General features: G+C 61.7%; 16 protein-coding genes. 10 read left to right on the forward strand and 6 right to left on the reverse strand.

From position 1 onward, the window contains the following. Nucleotides 1-11 precede the first annotated feature (11 nt). Entirely contained in the window at nt 12-554 is a 543-nt protein-coding gene (locus tag QRN46_RS13230) for a DUF2058 domain-containing protein (RefSeq protein WP_011335479.1), read from the forward strand. 97 nt (nt 555-651) lie between these two features. Here the strand turns inward: QRN46_RS13230 and QRN46_RS13235 are convergent, their stop codons facing one another. From QRN46_RS13235 to QRN46_RS13260, 6 genes are all read right to left on the reverse strand, one after another. Beyond that, nucleotides 652-840 carry a hypothetical protein gene (locus QRN46_RS13235; protein ID WP_007957795.1) on the reverse strand — a complete coding sequence of 63 codons (189 nt, stop codon included), beginning with the start codon at nt 838-840 and terminating at the stop codon, nt 652-654. A gap of 278 nt (nt 841-1,118) precedes the next feature. After that, nucleotides 1,119-2,339 carry a beta-ketoacyl-ACP synthase I gene (gene fabB, locus QRN46_RS13240; RefSeq protein ID WP_007957797.1) on the reverse strand — a complete coding sequence of 407 codons (1,221 nt, stop codon included), beginning with the start codon at nt 2,337-2,339 and terminating at the stop codon, nt 1,119-1,121. An 11-nt stretch (nt 2,340-2,350) separates the two neighbouring features. Continuing rightward, nucleotides 2,351-2,866, reverse strand: a complete 516-nt coding sequence (gene fabA / locus QRN46_RS13245; protein ID WP_003227150.1) for a 3-hydroxyacyl-[acyl-carrier-protein] dehydratase FabA — start codon at nt 2,864-2,866, stop codon at nt 2,351-2,353. Between the two features lie 247 nt (nt 2,867-3,113). Beyond that, a complete protein-coding gene (locus QRN46_RS13250; RefSeq protein WP_201815943.1) occupies nt 3,114-5,015 on the reverse strand; it encodes an ATP-binding protein in 1,902 nt (633 codons plus the stop codon). Then, a complete protein-coding gene (locus QRN46_RS13255; protein ID WP_201815942.1) occupies nt 5,012-5,944 on the reverse strand; it encodes an ABC transporter substrate-binding protein in 933 nt (310 codons plus the stop codon). Before QRN46_RS13255 ends, QRN46_RS13250 begins: the two co-directional genes overlap by 4 nt. Further along, entirely contained in the window at nt 5,945-8,068 is a 2,124-nt protein-coding gene (locus QRN46_RS13260; protein WP_285355108.1) for a TonB-dependent receptor plug domain-containing protein, read from the reverse strand. Between the two features lie 196 nt (nt 8,069-8,264). On the opposite strand from QRN46_RS13260, the gene QRN46_RS13265 reads away from it, so the two are divergent. From QRN46_RS13265 to QRN46_RS13305, 9 genes are all read left to right on the forward strand, one after another. Further along, nucleotides 8,265-9,290: an NAD(P)H-dependent glycerol-3-phosphate dehydrogenase gene (locus tag QRN46_RS13265; RefSeq protein ID WP_041475401.1), complete on the forward strand. Its 1,026-nt coding sequence runs from the start codon at nt 8,265-8,267 to the stop codon at nt 9,288-9,290. Between the two features lie 18 nt (nt 9,291-9,308). After that, complete coding sequence (locus QRN46_RS13270; RefSeq protein WP_011335474.1) at nt 9,309-9,656, forward strand: DUF4389 domain-containing protein; 348 nt, start codon at nt 9,309-9,311, stop codon at nt 9,654-9,656. Beyond that, nucleotides 9,653-10,105 carry a phosphohistidine phosphatase SixA gene (sixA, locus tag QRN46_RS13275; RefSeq protein ID WP_011335473.1) on the forward strand — a complete coding sequence of 151 codons (453 nt, stop codon included), beginning with the start codon at nt 9,653-9,655 and terminating at the stop codon, nt 10,103-10,105. The genes QRN46_RS13270 and sixA overlap by 4 nt, the downstream gene beginning before the upstream one ends. An 81-nt stretch (nt 10,106-10,186) precedes the next feature. Further along, on the forward strand, nt 10,187-11,842 hold the full coding sequence (locus tag QRN46_RS13280) for an AMP-binding protein (protein WP_285355112.1): 1,656 nt from the start codon (nt 10,187-10,189) through the stop codon (nt 11,840-11,842). Between the two features lie 31 nt (nt 11,843-11,873). After that, on the forward strand, nt 11,874-12,317 hold the full coding sequence (locus QRN46_RS13285) for a hotdog fold thioesterase (protein WP_007957810.1): 444 nt from the start codon (nt 11,874-11,876) through the stop codon (nt 12,315-12,317). Nucleotides 12,318-12,435: 118 nt separating this feature from the next. After that, a complete protein-coding gene (locus QRN46_RS13290; RefSeq protein WP_085683559.1) occupies nt 12,436-13,242 on the forward strand; it encodes an alpha/beta fold hydrolase in 807 nt (268 codons plus the stop codon). Further along, complete coding sequence (locus QRN46_RS13295; RefSeq protein ID WP_201815937.1) at nt 13,239-14,093, forward strand: alpha/beta hydrolase; 855 nt, start codon at nt 13,239-13,241, stop codon at nt 14,091-14,093. Before QRN46_RS13290 ends, QRN46_RS13295 begins: the two co-directional genes overlap by 4 nt. Nucleotides 14,094-14,220: 127 nt before the next feature. Then, nucleotides 14,221-15,027 carry a DUF4892 domain-containing protein gene (locus QRN46_RS13300; RefSeq protein WP_285355117.1) on the forward strand — a complete coding sequence of 269 codons (807 nt, stop codon included), beginning with the start codon at nt 14,221-14,223 and terminating at the stop codon, nt 15,025-15,027. 70 nt (nt 15,028-15,097) lie between these two features. After that, complete coding sequence (locus QRN46_RS13305; RefSeq protein ID WP_011335470.1) at nt 15,098-16,138, forward strand: AI-2E family transporter; 1,041 nt, start codon at nt 15,098-15,100, stop codon at nt 16,136-16,138. The last annotated feature ends 567 nt before the right edge of the window (nt 16,139-16,705 follow it).

Genomic DNA, 16,705 nt, shown 5'->3' on the forward strand with positions numbered 1-16,705 from the left:
AGTAAGCATCAATGAGCCTTTCCCTTCGCGACCAGTTGCTCAAAGCAGGGCTGGTCAACCAAAAGCAGGCCAAGCAGGTCAGCAAAGACAAACAGAAACAACAGCGTCTGGCCCACAAAGGCCAGATCGAACTGGATGACTCCCAGCAGCGCGCCGCCCAGGAAGCCATGGCCGAGAAGGTCAAGCGCGATCAGGAGCTGAACCGTCAGCAGCAGGAGAAGGCCGAGGCCAAGGCCCGCGCTGCGCAGGTCAAGCAGTTGATCGAAGTCTCGCGTCTGCCGAAGCTGACGACCGAGGACTACTACAACTTCGTCGACGACAAGAAGGTCAAGCGCATCTCCGTCAACACGCTGATGCGCAACAAGCTCAGCAGCGGCTCGCTGGCGATCGTGCACCATGCCGGCGGCTACGAAGTGATTCCTCGTGAGGCGGCCCTGAAGATCCAGGAGCGCGATCCACAGCGCATCGTGCAGCTCAACGAGAAGGTTGAAGAGGTCAATGCCGAGGACGATCCGTACGCGGCCTATGTGATCCCTGATGATCTGATGTGGTAATCGGGTCTCGTCTGGCTGCGAAGCGGCCCTGAAGCACCCAACAACGACAAACCCCGCTCATGGCGGGGTTTGTCGTTTTCAATGCTGTGGTTTTGCTTCAGGCGGATTTCAGATCCCGCTGGCGTTCCTGCAGTTCCAGTTCGGCCTTGTAGTTGTGGGCGTCGATCTCGTTGTGGAACATGCCGACCAGCAAGTCTTGTTGATGCACATCCCAGATCCGTACGCCGGCGGCTACGCCTTCATGGGACATGTGTGAATCGTCGCGTTCAGTTACTTTTACAGTCATCTGCTAGCTCCAAATCTCAAGTTATCTGCAGCAAGGCGTGTGCAGGCCTCTTTTATAGATTTTGTTAGCCTGCTAAGTAAATGTCCGATTCGTGCAATGTATTCTTGCGAAATCTGCAACAGCGCTGGAGCCCGCGGAATCCGCGACATTCAGTCGCAGGGCGGTAAGTTGCATGACAAACGTTTCATCTTGGCGCCGCTGAAAATGCCTTTCTCCAAGCGAAAAAAAACGCCCCGAACCGGTCGGGGCGTTTTCATGTGCGGCTCAGCGGGAGGGAATTACTTGCCTTCCCAGCGCTTCAGCACGAGGGTGGCGTTGGTGCCACCGAAGCCGAAGCTGTTGCTCATCACGGTGTTGATGGTGGCGTTCTCGCGGGTCTTGGTCAGCACCGGCAGATCGGCCACTTCAGGGTCCAGTTCGTCGATGTTGGCCGAACCGGCGATGAAGTTGCCTTCCATCATCAGCATGCAGTAGATCGCTTCGTGAACGCCGGCGGCGCCCAGGGAGTGACCCGACAGGCTCTTGGTGGAGCTGATGGCCGGGGCCTTGTCGCCGAATACTTCACGCACACCTTTCATTTCCGCGACGTCGCCGACCGGAGTCGAAGTGCCGTGGGTGTTCAGGTAGTCGATCGGGGTATCGACGGTGGACAGCGCCTGCTGCATGCAGCGGATCGCGCCTTCGCCGCTCGGGGCCACCATGTCGTAGCCGTCGGACGTTGCGCCGTAGCCAACGATTTCCGCGTAGATTTTCGCGCCACGGGCCAGAGCGTGTTCCAGCTCCTCGACCACGACCATGCCGCCACCGCCAGCGATGACGAAACCGTCACGGTCGGCGTCGTAGGCGCGGGAGGCTTGTTCCGGGGTGTCGTTACGCTTGCTGGACAGAGCGCCCATTGCGTCGAACAGGAACGACTGGCTCCAGTGCTCCTCTTCACCGCCGCCGGCGAACACGATGTCCTGCTTGCCCATCTGGATCTGTTCCATGGCGGTACCGATGCAGTGAGCACTGGTGGCGCAGGCAGAAGCGATGGAGTAGTTCAGGCCCTTGATCTTGAACGGCGTGGCCAGGCAAGCCGAAACGGTGCTGCTCATGGTCCGCGTTACACGGTATGGGCCGACGCGCTTGACGCCTTTCTCGCGCAGGATGTCCAGCGCTTCCATCTGGTTCAGGGTCGACGCGCCGCCGGAACCTGCGATCAGGCCGGTACGCGGGTTGGACACTTGCTCTTCGGTCAGACCGGAGTCGGCGATGGCGTCTTTCATGGCCAGGTAGGCGTAAGCCGCTGCGTGGCCGACGAAGCGATAGATCTTGCGATCGATCAGCTCTTCAAGGTTGAGGTCGATGGAGCCGGAAACCTGGCTACGCAGACCCATTTCGGCGTATTCCGGGTTGAACCGGATGCCAGGGCGGCTTGCACGCAGGTTAGCGGAGACGGTCTCTTTGTCATTGCCCAGGCACGAAACGATGCCCAGACCAGTGATAACGACGCGGCGCATGCGAATAACCCTTAGAAGTTGTCAGTGGAGGTGAACACGCCGACGCGAAGGCCTTCGGCGGTGTAGATTTCGCGACCGTCGACAGTCACCGAACCGTCGGCGATGGCCAGGTTCAGCTTGCCCTTGAGGACGCGCTTGATATGAATGTTGTAGGTGACTTTCTTGGCGGTCGGCAGAACCTGGCCGAAGAATTTCACTTCGCCCGAACCCAGCGCACGGCCACGGCCCGGCAGGCCTTGCCAGCCCAGGAAGAAACCGACCAGTTGCCACATGGCGTCCAGACCCAGGCAGCCCGGCATCACCGGATCGCCTTCGAAATGGCACGCGAAGAACCACAGGTCAGGGTTGATATCCAGCTCGGCGACCAATTCACCTTTGCCGTACTTGCCGCCTTCTTCGCTGATCAGGGTGATGCGATCCACCATCAGCATGTTCGGGGCGGGCAGTTGCGCGTTACCTGGGCCGAACAGCTCACCGCGACTGCAGCGCAGCAGGTCTTCCCGAGTAAAGGCGTTTTGTTTGGTCATGCGAGCTCCTCAATAATCCCATGCGGCAGGTGGGGCAAATCTTCCCGGCCGATCGACGCGTTCATGCCTCGAACCGGCAGCCTACTCATAGACTATTGCGTTGTGGTGAAAGTCACAGCACCAAGGACATGAATGTACACTTGTGCACTGAAATTTTTAATCAAGCCCCTTTTGAGGCTCGTTCGGGTGCCTAAGACTGCCGCACTTTCGCTTTTCACGCCAGTCGCAGATGCTCGAAAGGGCCCTGTTACTGCACCCATCGCTGCAGAATCTGCTGCAGATCATTGCGTTTGAATGGCTTGGCCAGGTAATCGTTCATGCCCGCCGCGAGGCAGTTTTCCCGGTCGCCCTGTAAAGCATTGGCGGTCAGGGCGATGATCGGCACCTGGCCGCAGCCGGGCAGCTGCCGGATCCGCCGGGTCGCTTCGTAACCGTCGATCAGCGGCAAGCGGCAATCCATCAGAATCGCTTCGAAACGGTTGTCCCCGGCACTGCGCACCGCCTGCACGCCATCGGTGGCGACGCTGACGGTAAAGCCCAGGCTGCGCAGCATCGCTTCGATCACCGTCTGGTTGACCGGGTTGTCCTCGACCAGCAGCACATTTCGGCCTTCGCCGTGACTTGCACCGTTCAATGTGCGCGGTGCGGCAAGCGCGGGCAGCGCCTGCTTATATAGGGCCAGTGGTATTTCCAGGGTGAACACCGAGCCGCGACCTTCTTCACTCTGGGCGCGCAAGGTGCCGCCCATCCGTTCGGCGAGCGTGCGGGCAATCGGCAGGCCCAGGCCGGTGCCGCCATAACGACGGGAAATCGAACTGTCAGCCTGCTGGAACGCGTTGAACATCAGCTCCAGGCTCTCCGGCGAAATACCGATGCCACTGTCACGCACCGCACAGGTGAACCACAGCAACTCGTGATCCAGCGACTGCCACTGCGCCTCGATGCTGACGCGTCCCTGTTCGGTGAACTTCAAGGCATTGCCGACCAGGTTGACCAGAATCTGCCGGATCCGCGTCGGATCGCCCTGGACCTGCAAGTCGCGCAAGTCTTCGGGGATTCGCAGCTGCAGGGCCAACCCGCGTTGCGCCGCGCTGTGCTGGAACGACTGGGCGCAGGCGCCGATCACTTCGGCGAGGTTGAACGGAATGTGCTCCAGCTCCAGTTCCGAACGCTCGATGCGCGAGAAATCCAGAATGTCGTTGATCACCTTGAGCAAATGCTCGGTGGACTCGGAAGCCAGCGCCGCGTACTCGACCTGCTCCTCAGTCATGTCGGTGGTTTCGAGCAATTGCAGCATGCCCAGCACACCGTTCATCGGGGTGCGCAGTTCATGGCTCATCATCGCCAGGAAATCCGATTTCGCGTTGTTGGCTTTCTCGGCCTCTTCGCGGGTCTGGATCAGTTGCGCCATCGCCTGATGCTGCTCGCGGCTGGCCTGTTCCAGCGCCTGGGCCAGGTTGTTGATGTGCTGGGACAGGGCGCCCAGTTCGGTGTCGTCTACAATCGGCAGTGGGGTCTTGTAATCGCCGTCCTGAATCGCCTTGACCGCATTGCCGATGTCGCGAATCGGCTGCGACAGACTGCCGGCCAGCCGCCGCGCCAGGACGAACGTGAAGAGCAGGGCGAACAACGCGAGAATCCCGGCCTTGAGCAAAATTTCCTGTTGGCGCTGACTGAACGCGTCATTCGACAGACCGACGATCACCCGTCCCAGATAGTCCTCGCTGGCCACGCCGGGGCTGCTCTTGCCGTCCTGAAAGAAATCGTTGTGCAAGGCGATGCGTTGCAGCCGCACCGGCGCCTGGAACACTTCGACCTGATGCGGACGATTGTGCGCATCCGCCGGCTGTTCGACGTAAGAGAGAATCCGATTGGCGCTGTCCTGCACTTCCAGAAACCGCACGTTCGGCGTGGCCAGCGTGGCCTTGAGCAGGCTTTCCAGCACTTCGTTGTTGCCGGAAATCACCCCGTACTCGGTGGCCGGTGCGAGCTGGTTGGCGATCAGTTGGCCGGTGTGGTTCAGCTCCTGACGCAAATCCTGAATGCGCACAAAGGTGAAAAAGCTGATCAGCAGCAAGGTCAGCAACAGCGCAGGGCCCAGGCTGATCAACTGGGTGCGGGTGTTGATGTCCCAACGGCGGAAAATCATGGGCGGCGCTCTCCTTCGGCCAGCTCTGCGGCGACAGACGCTTCATTGATCGGTTCTATCCCTAAGGAACGAGCCACCTGCGCATTACTTGAGACTTTAAAACGCCCGGGATAGAGCGTGCGCGGCCAGGTGGCCGGTGGCCGGTCCAGCAACTCGTCGAGGACGGCCAGCCAGTCGTTCTGATCGCTGTAGGTACTGGCCAGGCTGCCGGCGCGAACGAAAGCGACATTCGGCCCGACCAGCGCCAGTTGCCGAGAGTAACTGCTGAGCAACAGGTTCTTCGCGGTTTTCGGGTTGTACAGGTCAGGGTCGTCGAGGCCCAGCAACACGTCGCTGTTTTTCAGCACTGTCTGCAAGGGACGGCTGTCGTGGGTGTTGTCCCAGCGCTGTGGGACGATTTGCAGCTTCAGCGGCTGGGCGGCCGATTGCAGCTCCTTGAGCAGGAACTCGCTGTGCTGATCGAACAGCACGCCCACTCGTCCAGCCTGGGGCAGAATCCGGCTGATCAGTTGCAGCTGACGACTCAGCGGCGGATCGGCCCACAGCAGGCTCAAGTGGGGTGGTTGCGCGTCGCCGAAGCGTTGCCGGGCCTGCAGGCGGCTGATGCGCAGCACCAACGTCGCCGGGCCCTGGCTTTCCTGCATGCGCCAGTCGAGGCTCGGCAGATCCAGCAGGATCAGGCGCAGGCTCGACGGCAACTTGCCCGGCGCCGGCAGGCTGGCCAGCGGCTGGAAATGCACGCGGTCGGTCGGGCGCAGTTCGCTCAGGGCCTGGACGAAGGACTGCACGCCGGGGCTTTCTTCGGCGCCAGTCAGCAGAATGTCGGCCGCCTGCACCGCCACGCCATGCAGCCACGCCGTCAGGAACAGACACAGCCCGGCCAGCCATTGGCCGAGCGTTGGCATCTTCCGTGACATGGCGTAACGCATCTAGAACTCCAGCTCGGCGCTGAAATACACCACGCGGCGTTCGTCGTAATTGTTGTCGACGAACGTGGTCGGCTCATGGTCGAGGCGTTGTTGCAGCACGCCGGCCAGTTGCAGCTGGGCCTTGCCCAGGGCGATGCGTTTGGCGATCCGCGTGTCGACCCGCTCGAAGCGGTAACCGTTGAGCGCGTTGTCACCGTAGTAGAAGAGGGCGCTGTTCCAGCCGTGGCCCCAATCGCGCAGCCAGCCCGCCGAACCGCTGTTGCGTGCGGTGAATTGCTGATCCAGCGGGTTGCTCGCCTCGGCGTCGACGAAGGCGTAGGTCAGGCGTAAGCGGTCGGCCGCACTCAGGCGCCAGTCCAGTTGCGTTTCGGTGCCGCGAAAGCGCGAGTCGTTGGCGTTGCTGGCGATGTACTGATTGTTGCGCAGCGGCTCGCTGATCATCCCGGTGATTTCGTCGTAGAACAGCTTCACATCCAGCGCCAGGCCCCACTCCGGGAAATAGCCGTTGTAGCCCAGTTCCCGCGAGCGCATGTGCTCCTGGTCCAGATCGCCGGGGCCCCGGGTCTTGACGAAGTAGCGGGCCGAAGACTGGCCATAGGCGGCGGGCCGCAGGTTGGTCACCTGATAACTCCAGTTGACGTTGTTCTCGAACATGTCCGGCGAACGGATGGCTTCCGAGTACACCGCTCGCAGGCTGTGGCGCGGGTTGAACAGGTAGTTGATCGCAAACCGGGGCGTCAGTGAGCTGCCGATCAATTGCGTGTCTTCAAACATGGCGCCGCCCTGTAACAACCAGTGTTCGCTGGCGCGCCACTCCAGTTGGCCAAAGGCGCGCCACGTGGTGTCGTCGAGCGTGCCGTTGAAATAGGTCTCGGAATCGGCCCGGTCGTAACGATAGTTCAGGCCGCTGACCAGACGCAGGCTATCGGACAGGCTGAGGGTGTCCTGCAATTCCAGGTCGTAGCGCGATTCCCGGGCACTCTGGTCGATGTCGCCGCACAGGGTCTGTCGAGCGCCGTTGCGCCATTGGTCCAGCACTTGATTGGCCAGGGCCATTTCCTGCGGTGTACCGGCGGGTGCGCCGGGGCCGGTGAACAGCGTCATGTTGCGCGCCAAACGCTCGGTGTAGTTCGGGTTGAGTTGCCACAGCTCCGTCAATTGCGGGCTGAACGACACTTCGGCGTCACAGGCGCGCCAGGTTTGCTGGCGATCCCAGTGTTGCGCAGAACCTTGCACATAAAGGCTGTGATCGGGATTGAGGTCCAGATTCCAGCGCACCGAACCGGCATAGTCCTTGGCAACCACGTCGGAATTGTTCCCGGCAGCGGTAATCCCGGAGAACACCGGTCGGTAGGTGTAAGGCCGCTGATTGGTCCCGTCCTTGGCGTTGATCTGCCAGTCCAGGCTCTGGTTGTCGCTCAGGGTCTGGCTGACGGCGAGACTGAAGCGGTTCAAGCGGCGGTTGTCGCGGTAATCGGCGCCAGTGCGATCGCTGTCGAAGCCGTCGTCTTCCTGGCCGGACAGCGACAGACGCAGATCGCCGCCATTCCAGCCGGTACTCTGACTGGCGTAGAAGTCGTTGATGCCGCGTTGGCCGCGCGTCAGCTTCAGCCGCGTGCCGTGGCTGTCCGCCGGGTTACGGGTGATGATGTTGACCACTGCCATCAGCGCGTTGGCGCCGTAGCTGACGGTGTTCGGGCCGCGAAAGACTTCGATGCGCTCGATATCTTCCATGGCCACCGGAATGTCGCTCCAGTCCACCGTCGCGAGGCCGGCGCGGTACACCGAGCGGCCGTCGATCAGCACTTGCATGCGCCGGGCTTCAGTGGCGTTGGTTCCGTGATAATTCACCACGGCCTGATTGCCGCTGATGTTGCCGACCATCATCCCCGGCACCAGCCGCAGCAGTTCACTGATGTCCCGGGCGCCACTGGCGCTGATCAGTTCGCTGTCGAGCACGGTCATGCTGCCGGGGACTTCCGCTGGCGACTGTTTCAAACGCGTGGCGGTCAGGATCTGCGGCAAGGCCTCACTGTCGACAAACAGGTCGTCCGCCAGCAGCACCGGGCTGAACAGCAGCGCCAGCAGCAGGGACGAACGCGGGGAAGGGGGGCCAGAAAACACGACGCAGCCTTGATAGCAAAGAATTGGCGCGCATGTTAACCGAGGTCGACGACTTTTCCAGTCACGTTGCAGGCATTTTCCTCGGTTTTATTGGTCTTCTTCCTACAAGTGCGGGTAATTGACGCCGGGGCTGTCCGAGAAGGGGACGCTCCGTATAATGCCGGCATCGCCACTGGTATGGATTAACGGATTACATATGACTGAACAGCGCCCGATTGCGGTCCTGGGAGGCGGAAGTTTCGGTACCGCCGTGGCCAATCTGTTGGCCGAGAACGGCCATCAAGTCCGGCAGTGGATGCGTGACCCGGAACAGGCCGAGGCTATCCGGGTCAATCGCGAGAACCCGCGTTACCTCAAAGGCATCAAGATTCTGCCCGGCGTGACCGCGGTCACCGACCTGCAGGAAACCCTCGACGCCTGCGAGTTGTGTTTCGTCGCGTTGCCGTCCAGCGCACTGCGCACAGTGCTGGCGGCGCATGCCGAACGCCTGAGCGGCAAGATGCTGGTCAGCCTGACCAAAGGCATCGAAGCGCAGACCTTCAAACTGATGAGCCAGATTCTCGAAGAAATCGCCCCGCAGGCACGCATCGGCGTGCTGTCCGGGCCGAACCTCGCGCGGGAAATCGCCGAGCACGCGCTGACCGCCACCGTGGTCGCCAGCGAAGACGAAGAACTCTGCAAAGCCGTGCAGGCCGCATTGCATGGCCGCACTTTCCGCGTCTACGCCAGCGCCGACCGTTTCGGCGTGGAGCTGGGCGGCGCACTGAAAAACGTCTACGCGATCATCGCCGGCATGGCGGTGGCGCTGGAAATGGGCGAGAACACCAAGAGCATGCTGATCACCCGCGCCCTGGCCGAAATGACCCGGTTTGCGGTGAATCAGGGCGCCAACCCGATGACCTTCCTCGGTCTGGCCGGTGTCGGCGATCTGATCGTTACCTGCTCGTCGCCGAAAAGCCGCAACTACCAGGTCGGTTTCGCCCTCGGTCAGGGCTTGAGCCTCGACGAAGCGGTGTCGCGCCTGGGTGAAGTGGCCGAAGGCGTCAACACCCTGAAAGTGCTCAAGGCCAAGGCCCAGGAGGTCGGCGTGTACATGCCGCTGGTCGCCGGACTGCATGCAATCCTGTTCGAAGGGCGCACGCTTGAGCAGGTGATCGGTCTGCTGATGCGTGCCGAACCGAAAACCGATGTCGACTTTATTTCCACCAGTGGTTTCAACTGATTCAGCAGGGAGCAGGCCATGAACGATCCGAAAACCGAAGCCAAATATGAATCCATCCTCCTGCGGGTGTTGTGGATGATTGTTTACATCCTGGTCTGGCAGGTGGCGCAGTTCATCCTCGGCGCGGTGGTGCTGGTGCAGTTGATCTATCGTTTGATCTATGGCGCCCCGAGCGCCAGCCTGATGAATTTCGGCGACAGCCTGAGCCAGTTTCTGGCACAGATCGGTCGTTTCGGCAGTTTCCACAGCGACCAGAAACCCTGGCCGTTCGCCGACTGGCCGGCGCCGCGTACGCCGGAAGGTGAGGCGCCACACGTCGTCGCGCCGGCACCGCATCCGGTTCGGGATGAGGAACCCAAGCTATGAAACTCTGGGTATTGCGTCACGGTGAGGCCGAGCCTTATGGCTCGCGCCCCGACTCCGAGCGAGAACTGACCGCCCACGGTCGCCAGGAAGTGTTGAGCAGCGCGGCCCGCTTGATGGGCCAGCCGCTGACCGCCATCTACGCCAGCCCGTACCTGCGGGCGCAGCAGACGGCGCAACTGGTGCGCGAAGCCCTTGGATTCGAGCCTGAGATCCGCACGGTCGAGTGGCTGACCCCGGAAGTTGACCCGGACCGCGTGGCCGAGCAACTGGTGTCGGTGAGCAACGTGCTGCTGGTCAGCCACAATCCGCTGGTGGGCAATCTGCTCAGCTACCTGCAACACGGCGCGGGCTACCCACCGGAAAAGGTCAGCACCGCCGGGCTGGCCGAGCTCGAACATAGCGAGTTGCTGATCGGTTCGATGACGCTAAACAGCCTTAAACATCCCTGAAATTTTTTGTACGAAATAGTCAACCAAGCACTTGCTTGGTTGACTACGCTTGCTCCAGACCAAAAAACAGGAGCGAGTCGAATGTCTTCCGCCTTCCGTTTGCCGCTGGACGTGTTTTACGAACGCGAGGCCCGGCACCCGCGTCAGCGTTTTCTGGTGCAGCCGATCGGCGGCGGGCAGGTCGAGACACTGACCTGGGCCGACGTCGGCCATCAGGCTCGCTGCGCGGCGCACTGGCTGCGATCCCGGGAATTGCCGCAAGGCAGCCACATCGCCCTGATCTCGAAAAACTGCGCGCACTGGATCATCGCCGATCTGGCGATCTGGATGGCCGGGCACGTTTCGGTGCCGCTCTATCCGAACCTCACCGCCGAATCGGTGAATCAGGTGCTGACCCACTCGGAAAGCGTGCTGGCGTTCATCGGCAAACTCGATGACTGGCCGGGTATGTCGCCAGGCGTGCCGGCGGGCCTGACCACCGTCAGCCTGCCGCTGCACCCACCGGGCACGTTCGATTTCAACTGGGATGACCTGCAACGCAGCTCGCCGATCCAGGACGATCCACGTCCCGCCGCCGAGCAACTGGCGACGATTATTTACACCTCCGGCACCACCGGCCTGCCCAAGGGCGTGATGCACAGCTTCGCCAATCTCGGATTCGCGACGACGCGCGGTACGCAGCTGTTCGGCCTCAATGAGAACGACCGGCTGCTGTCGTATTTGCCGCTGTGCCATGTGGCCGAGCGGATGTTCGTCGAACTGGCGTCGATCTACACCGGGCAGACGGTGTTTTTCGCCGAGAGCCTCGACACCTTCCTCGCCGATCTCAAGCGGGCGCGACCAACGGCGATGTTCGGTGTGCCGCGGATCTGGACCAAGTTCCAGATGGGTGTCTACAGCAAGATCCCGGCGAAACGTCTGGATTTCCTGCTCGGTCTGCCCTTCATCGGCAAGCGGGTCGGTCACAAGGTGTTGGCGGGGTTGGGGCTGGATGCCTTGCGCGTAGCGCTGTCTGGCGCGGCGCCGGTGCCGCTGACCTTGTTGCGCTGGTATCAGAAACTCGGGCTCGACGTGCTGGAGGTCTACGGCATGACCGAAAGCTGCGGTTATTCGCACATCTGCCTGCCGGGGCAATACAAGGAAGGCTGGATCGGCCGGCCGTGCCCCGAAGTTGAAGTGCGGATCGACGAGTCCGGCGAAGTGCAGGTGCGCAGCCAGGCGAACATGCTCGGCTATTTCAAGGAACCGCAGAAAACCGCCGAAACTCTCACTGAAGACGGCTTCCTGCGCACTGGCGACAAGGGCGAGCAGGACGCCGAAGGGCGCTTGCGCCTGATCGGGCGGCTCAAGGAAATCTTCAAGACCAGCAAGGGCAAATACGTCGCCCCGGCGCCGATCGAAAACCGGCTGGCGGTGCATTCGCGGATCGAACAGGTCTGTGTGGTCGGTGATGGCCTGAGTGCACCGCTGGGGTTGTGCGTTCTTTCCGCCGTGGGCCGGGAAGAGCCCCGCGCGCCGCTGCATTCGAGCCTGGAAAAACTGCTGGAGGAGGTCAACGCCGTGCTCGACAAACACGAGCGTTTGCGCCGGCTGGTGGTGGTCAAGGACAGCTGGGCGGTGGAGAACGGCTTCCTCACGCCGACCCTGAAAATCAAACGCAACATCATCGAAGACACCTACGGAGCACGCTTCGAAGAATGGAGCGAGCGCAGCGAGGCGGTGCTGTGGCAGGATTGAGCGTCGATCAAAACAACAAAGGAAGCCTGCGATGACCTTGTGGCGCACCACTCCGAACATCGAGCAGTTGAACGCAATCCAGAAAAACACCATCGGCGAAGTGCTGGACATTCGCTTCGAGTCCTTCGACGAGGAATCGCTGACGGCCAGCATGGTCATCGACCATCGCACCCACCAGCCTTACGGCCTGCTGCACGGCGGCGCCTCGGTGGTGCTGGCCGAGACCGTCGGTTCGATGGCCAGTTACCTGTGCATCGACGCCAGCAAGTTCTATTGCGTGGGCCTGGAAATCAACGCCAACCACTTGCGCGGTCTGCGCAGCGGGCGAGTGACGGCGGTGGCCAAACCGATTCACATCGGCCGCACCACCCACGTCTGGGACATCCGTCTGACCAGCGATGAAGGCAAGGCCAGTTGTGTGTCGCGCCTGACCATGGCGGTGGTGCCGCTGGGAGAACAACCGCCGGCGCGTTGATGGCGCAAGTGTCATAGCCCTGACCGGACTGTCATCATTCCTGGCAGTTACGGTCATTGCTGTGGGACGCGGTCTTACGGACAATCAACGCCTGTTTTTCGCTCATGGATTTGCCGGTATGTCGCAACCGATCTTCTTCGCCCACGCCAACGGTTTCCCTTCGGGTACCTACGGCAAACTGTTCGCGGCGCTAGCGCCCGAGTACCGGGTCGCGCATCTGGAACAACACGCCCATGACCCGCGTTTCCCGGCGGGTGACAACTGGTACCACCTGGTCGACGAACTCATCCATCATCTGCAACAGCAAGATGAACCGGTGTGGGGTGTCGGCCATTCCTTCGGCGGCATGCTGCATTTGCACGCCGCACTGCGTTGCCCTGAACTGTATCGGGGCGTGGTGATGCTCGACTCGCCGGTGCTGACCCGCACCGATCAATGGGTGATCCGTGCCGCCAAGCGCTTTGGTTTCATCGACAAACTGACCCCGGCCGGCCGCACGCTGGGGCGGCGCGAAGAGTTTGCCGATCTGGACAGTGCCCGTGGTTATTTTGCCGGCAAGACGTTGTTTCGCAGCTTTGATCCGGAATGTTTCGATGCCTACCTGCAGCACGGTCTGCACAAGGTCGGCGACAAACTGCGCCTGCGCTTCGATCCTGCAACCGAGATCAGCATCTATCGCGGCGTGCCGCACACCAGTCCTGCGCATACCCGGCAATTGAAAGTGCCGCTGGCGGTGGTACGTGGACACAAGAGCCGCGTGGTGATGAACCACCACACCCGATTTGTCGGACGCCTGCCTCAGGGCGAGTCGCTGACCGTGCCCGGCGGGCACATGTTTCCGCTTGAGCGTCCGCAGGACACCGCACAACTACTGAAAAACCTGTTCGATCGCTGGGAGCGCCGGCAAGACAAGGATTGCGCATGAACCCCGCCGTCGAAGAAGTGCGCCTGAGCCTGCCGCATATCGAACTGGCGGCGCACCTGTTCGGCCCGGAAGACGGGTTGCCGGTGATCGCCCTGCACGGCTGGCTGGATAACGCCAACAGCTTCGCGCGCTTGGCGCCGAAGCTCAAAGGCTTGCGCATCGTGGCGCTGGACATGGCCGGTCACGGGCACTCCGGGCATCGGCCTAACGGCGCCGGTTACGCGCTGTGGGACTACGCCCATGACGTGCTGCAGGTCGCCGAGCAACTCGGCTGGAAACGTTTCGGCCTGCTCGGGCACTCCATGGGCGCCATTGTTTCGCTGGTGCTGGCTGGCTCGTTGCCCGAACGCATCACCCATCTGGCGTTGATCGACGGGGTAATTCCTCCTACCGACAAAGGCGAGAACGCCGCCGAGCGTATGGGAATGGCACTACAGGCGCAGCTCGATCTTCGGGAAAAGCGCAAACCGGTCTACAACACTCTCGACCGGGCCATCGAGGCGCGGATGAAAGGGCTGGTGGCGGTCAGTCGCGAAGCCGCCGAACTGCTGGCGCAACGCGGACTGATGCCGGTGCCCGGCGGTTACACCTGGCGCACCGACAACCGCCTGACCCTGCCGTCGCCGCTGCGTCTGACCCAGGAACAGGCGATGGCTTTCGTCCAGCGCATTGCCTGCCCTGCGCAATTGGTGGTCGCAGCTGACGGCATGCTGGCCAGACATTCGGAGCTGCTGGAGCGTCTACCCTTTGACCGGGAACAGCTGCCGGGCGGGCACCATCTGCACCTGAACGATGAGGCCGGGGCCGGCCTTGTCGCAGACTGTTTCAATCGGTTCTTCGCCATTCCTTGACTTGCTCCCGGCAACTGTCGAGGCTGGGCAGGTTGAAATGGGAGACAACCAAGATGGATTTCTACACCGCTGCGACTTCGAACTGCCCTCAAGGCACCCAGGCCATGCCCCTGCGATGAGCCTGTCCATGCGATCTATCAGTCTGCTGGCGCTGTGCTGTTTCAGTCCCTTTCTATTCGCTGCCGACCTGCCGGGCAGTCAGGACCTGCCGATCGTGCCGCGTGTGGCCGATGCGCAGATCGTCGACTATCGCCCCGCCGTGGAGCTGGAGCGGATCTACCCGCTCGGCTCGATCCGCAAGATCAGCGGCCAGTTGCGTTTCGACGGCCAGGTCAGCGCTCGGGGGCAAACCACCTCGGTGACCTACGAATTGCCGCCGGAACATTCCGCCACCGAAGCCTTCACCCTCGCTCGCGAAGCCCTGCAAAAACAGGATGCCCAGCTGTTGTTCTGGTGCCAGGCCCGGGATTGCGGCGGGAGCAGCCTGTGGGCCAATGAGGTGTTCGGTAATGCCAAGCTGTACGGTGCCGACGAGCAGCAGGCCTATCTGCTGCTGAGGCTCGCGGCCCCGCGCGACAACACGCTGGTGGCGCTGTACAGCATCACCCGGGGCAATCGCAAAGCCTATCTGCACGTCGAACAGTTCGAGGCGCTGGCACCGCTCGGTGACCTGCTGCCGACCTCGGCCACGCTGCTGCGGGAGCTGAAAAGCACCGGCGAACTGGATTTTCCAAAACTGGCCGGCGATCCGGATGACACCTGGCTGCGCTTGCTGTCCCGTGGCTTGAACCTCGACACCACGTTGCGGGTGACAGTGTCCGGGCCCAAGGCCGAGGCCTGGCGGCAGGCGCTGATCGGGCAGGGCGTGCGCGCCGCGCGAATGGAAACCGGCAGTGTCGACGGCGAAGGTCTGCGCATCGATCTGTTGCGATAAGGTGTTTTTGGCGGACACGCTCGACGTGTTCGCCTACTCTTTGCCTGACTGATTTTTTTCGAGATTTTACATGCCCAATAATGATCGTCTGCTGGTGCAGATCCTGTTGCTGGTGCTGTTTGGTGCCAGTTTCTGGGTGATGGCGCCGTTCTGGTCGGCGCTGTTCTGGGGCGCGGTGCTGGCGTTTGCCAGTTGGCCGCTGATGCGCTTGCTGACCCGCTGGCTCAATGGCCGGGAATCCCTCGCGGCGCTGTTGCTGACCATGGGCTGGATGCTGCTGGTGGCGGGGCCGCTGGTGTGGCTGGGGTTCAATCTGGCCGATCACGTGCGCGATGCCACGGCGTTTATCAAGGATGTGCAGGTCGACGGATTGCCTGAGGCGCCGAGCTGGCTGGGCGGCGTGCCGTTGGTGGGTGAGCGTCTTGTCGGGATCTGGAACAGCATCGATCAGCAGGGTGCGGCCCTGATGGTGACTGTAAAACCTTATCTGGGGCAGGTCGGCAACTGGTTGCTGGCGCGCAGTGCGCAGATCGGCAGCGGGATTCTCGAGCTGACCCTGAGCATTGTCTTCGTGTTCTTTTTCTACCGTGACGGGCCGCGACTGGCGGCGTTCGTGCACAGTCTGCTGGAACGCCTGATCGGTGATCGGGCTGGTTACTACATCGATCTGGTGGCCGGTACGGTGCAGCGGGTGGTCAACGGGGTGATCGGTACAGCGGCGGCGCAAGCGGTGCTGGCGCTGATCGGTTTCCTGATTGCCGGGGTACCGGGGGCGCTGGTGCTGGGGATCGTGACGTTCCTGCTCAGTCTGATTCCGATGGGACCGCCACTGGTGTGGATTCCGGCCACGGCGTGGCTGGCCTGGAAGGGCGAGTACGGGATGGCGGTGTTTCTCGGGATCTGGGGGACGTTCATCATCAGTGGCGTGGATAACGTGCTCAAGCCGTATCTGATCAGCCGGGGCGGGAATCTGCCGTTGGTGATTGTGTTGCTTGGGGTGTTTGGGGGGCTGATTGCGTTTGGGTTTATCGGGTTGTTTATTGGGCCTACGCTTTTGGCGGTTGCTTATAGTTTGTTGACGGATTGGAGTAAGAGTCAGGCTCGGGTTTGAGGCTTTGGACTTGGCGGCCTTTGGGCCGACCAGGCTCTTTGGGATTGGGTGAATATCCGTTTCTTCGGGTGTTGCCGCTGGCGGTTTCGCTTTTACAGCGAGTCCCTTTTGGCAAACGCCCCAAAAGGAACCAAAAGGGCTTGCCCCAATGTTCGGCCCCTCGCTGAGGCTCGGGGTTCCTTCGCTCCGGGATTCATCCGGGGGCATCGCCTACGGTTTGCTTCGCTGCACCTCCTCTCGATGCATGCGGCTGCGCCGCACGGTCGCTGCGCTCCCACCCCCGGATAAATCCCTCCACTCAGCCTTCCAACGGGGCCGGTACGTCAAAAGCGGTACTCGAGCTAACGCTCATTGTGTTGAGTGGTGGGAAGCCAAAGCGAAAGCAGATTCTGGTGCTGGTGCCAATGTCGATGCAGGAGCAGGAGCAGGAGCAGGAGCAGGAGCAGGCGCGGGGGGCGGGGGCATTAGTGAACTTATGTGTTTCAAAACCCGAGTTCACCTCGGTATTTCACGTCGGCGTACTTCTCCCAAACACCTCGGTCAGTCCCCTCTCCCTCCGGGAGAGGG

The sequence above is a fragment of the Pseudomonas sp. lyk4-R2A-10 genome (assembly GCF_030209075.1).
GTDB lineage: Bacteria > Pseudomonadota > Gammaproteobacteria > Pseudomonadales > Pseudomonadaceae > Aquipseudomonas > Aquipseudomonas glycinae.

Bases quoted from the DNA above. Each gene is read 5' to 3' on its own strand.
- QRN46_RS13230 (WP_011335479.1), top strand. From the start codon at position 12: ATGAGCCTTTCCCTTCGCGACCAGTTGCTCAAAGCAGGGCTGGTCAAC.
- QRN46_RS13235 (WP_007957795.1), bottom strand. From the start codon at position 840: ATGACTGTAAAAGTAACTGAACGCGACGATTCACACATGTCCCATGAA.
- fabB (WP_007957797.1), bottom strand. From the start codon at position 2,339: ATGCGCCGCGTCGTTATCACTGGTCTGGGCATCGTTTCGTGCCTGGGC.
- fabA (WP_003227150.1), bottom strand. From the start codon at position 2,866: ATGACCAAACAAAACGCCTTTACTCGGGAAGACCTGCTGCGCTGCAGT.
- QRN46_RS13250 (WP_201815943.1), bottom strand. From the start codon at position 5,015: ATGATTTTCCGCCGTTGGGACATCAACACCCGCACCCAGTTGATCAGC.
- QRN46_RS13255 (WP_201815942.1), bottom strand. From the start codon at position 5,944: ATGCGTTACGCCATGTCACGGAAGATGCCAACGCTCGGCCAATGGCTG.
- QRN46_RS13265 (WP_041475401.1), top strand. From the start codon at position 8,265: ATGACTGAACAGCGCCCGATTGCGGTCCTGGGAGGCGGAAGTTTCGGT.
- QRN46_RS13270 (WP_011335474.1), top strand. From the start codon at position 9,309: ATGAACGATCCGAAAACCGAAGCCAAATATGAATCCATCCTCCTGCGG.
- sixA (WP_011335473.1), top strand. From the start codon at position 9,653: ATGAAACTCTGGGTATTGCGTCACGGTGAGGCCGAGCCTTATGGCTCG.
- QRN46_RS13280 (WP_285355112.1), top strand. From the start codon at position 10,187: ATGTCTTCCGCCTTCCGTTTGCCGCTGGACGTGTTTTACGAACGCGAG.
- QRN46_RS13285 (WP_007957810.1), top strand. From the start codon at position 11,874: ATGACCTTGTGGCGCACCACTCCGAACATCGAGCAGTTGAACGCAATC.
- QRN46_RS13290 (WP_085683559.1), top strand. From the start codon at position 12,436: ATGTCGCAACCGATCTTCTTCGCCCACGCCAACGGTTTCCCTTCGGGT.
- QRN46_RS13295 (WP_201815937.1), top strand. From the start codon at position 13,239: ATGAACCCCGCCGTCGAAGAAGTGCGCCTGAGCCTGCCGCATATCGAA.
- QRN46_RS13300 (WP_285355117.1), top strand. From the start codon at position 14,221: ATGCGATCTATCAGTCTGCTGGCGCTGTGCTGTTTCAGTCCCTTTCTA.
- QRN46_RS13305 (WP_011335470.1), top strand. From the start codon at position 15,098: ATGCCCAATAATGATCGTCTGCTGGTGCAGATCCTGTTGCTGGTGCTG.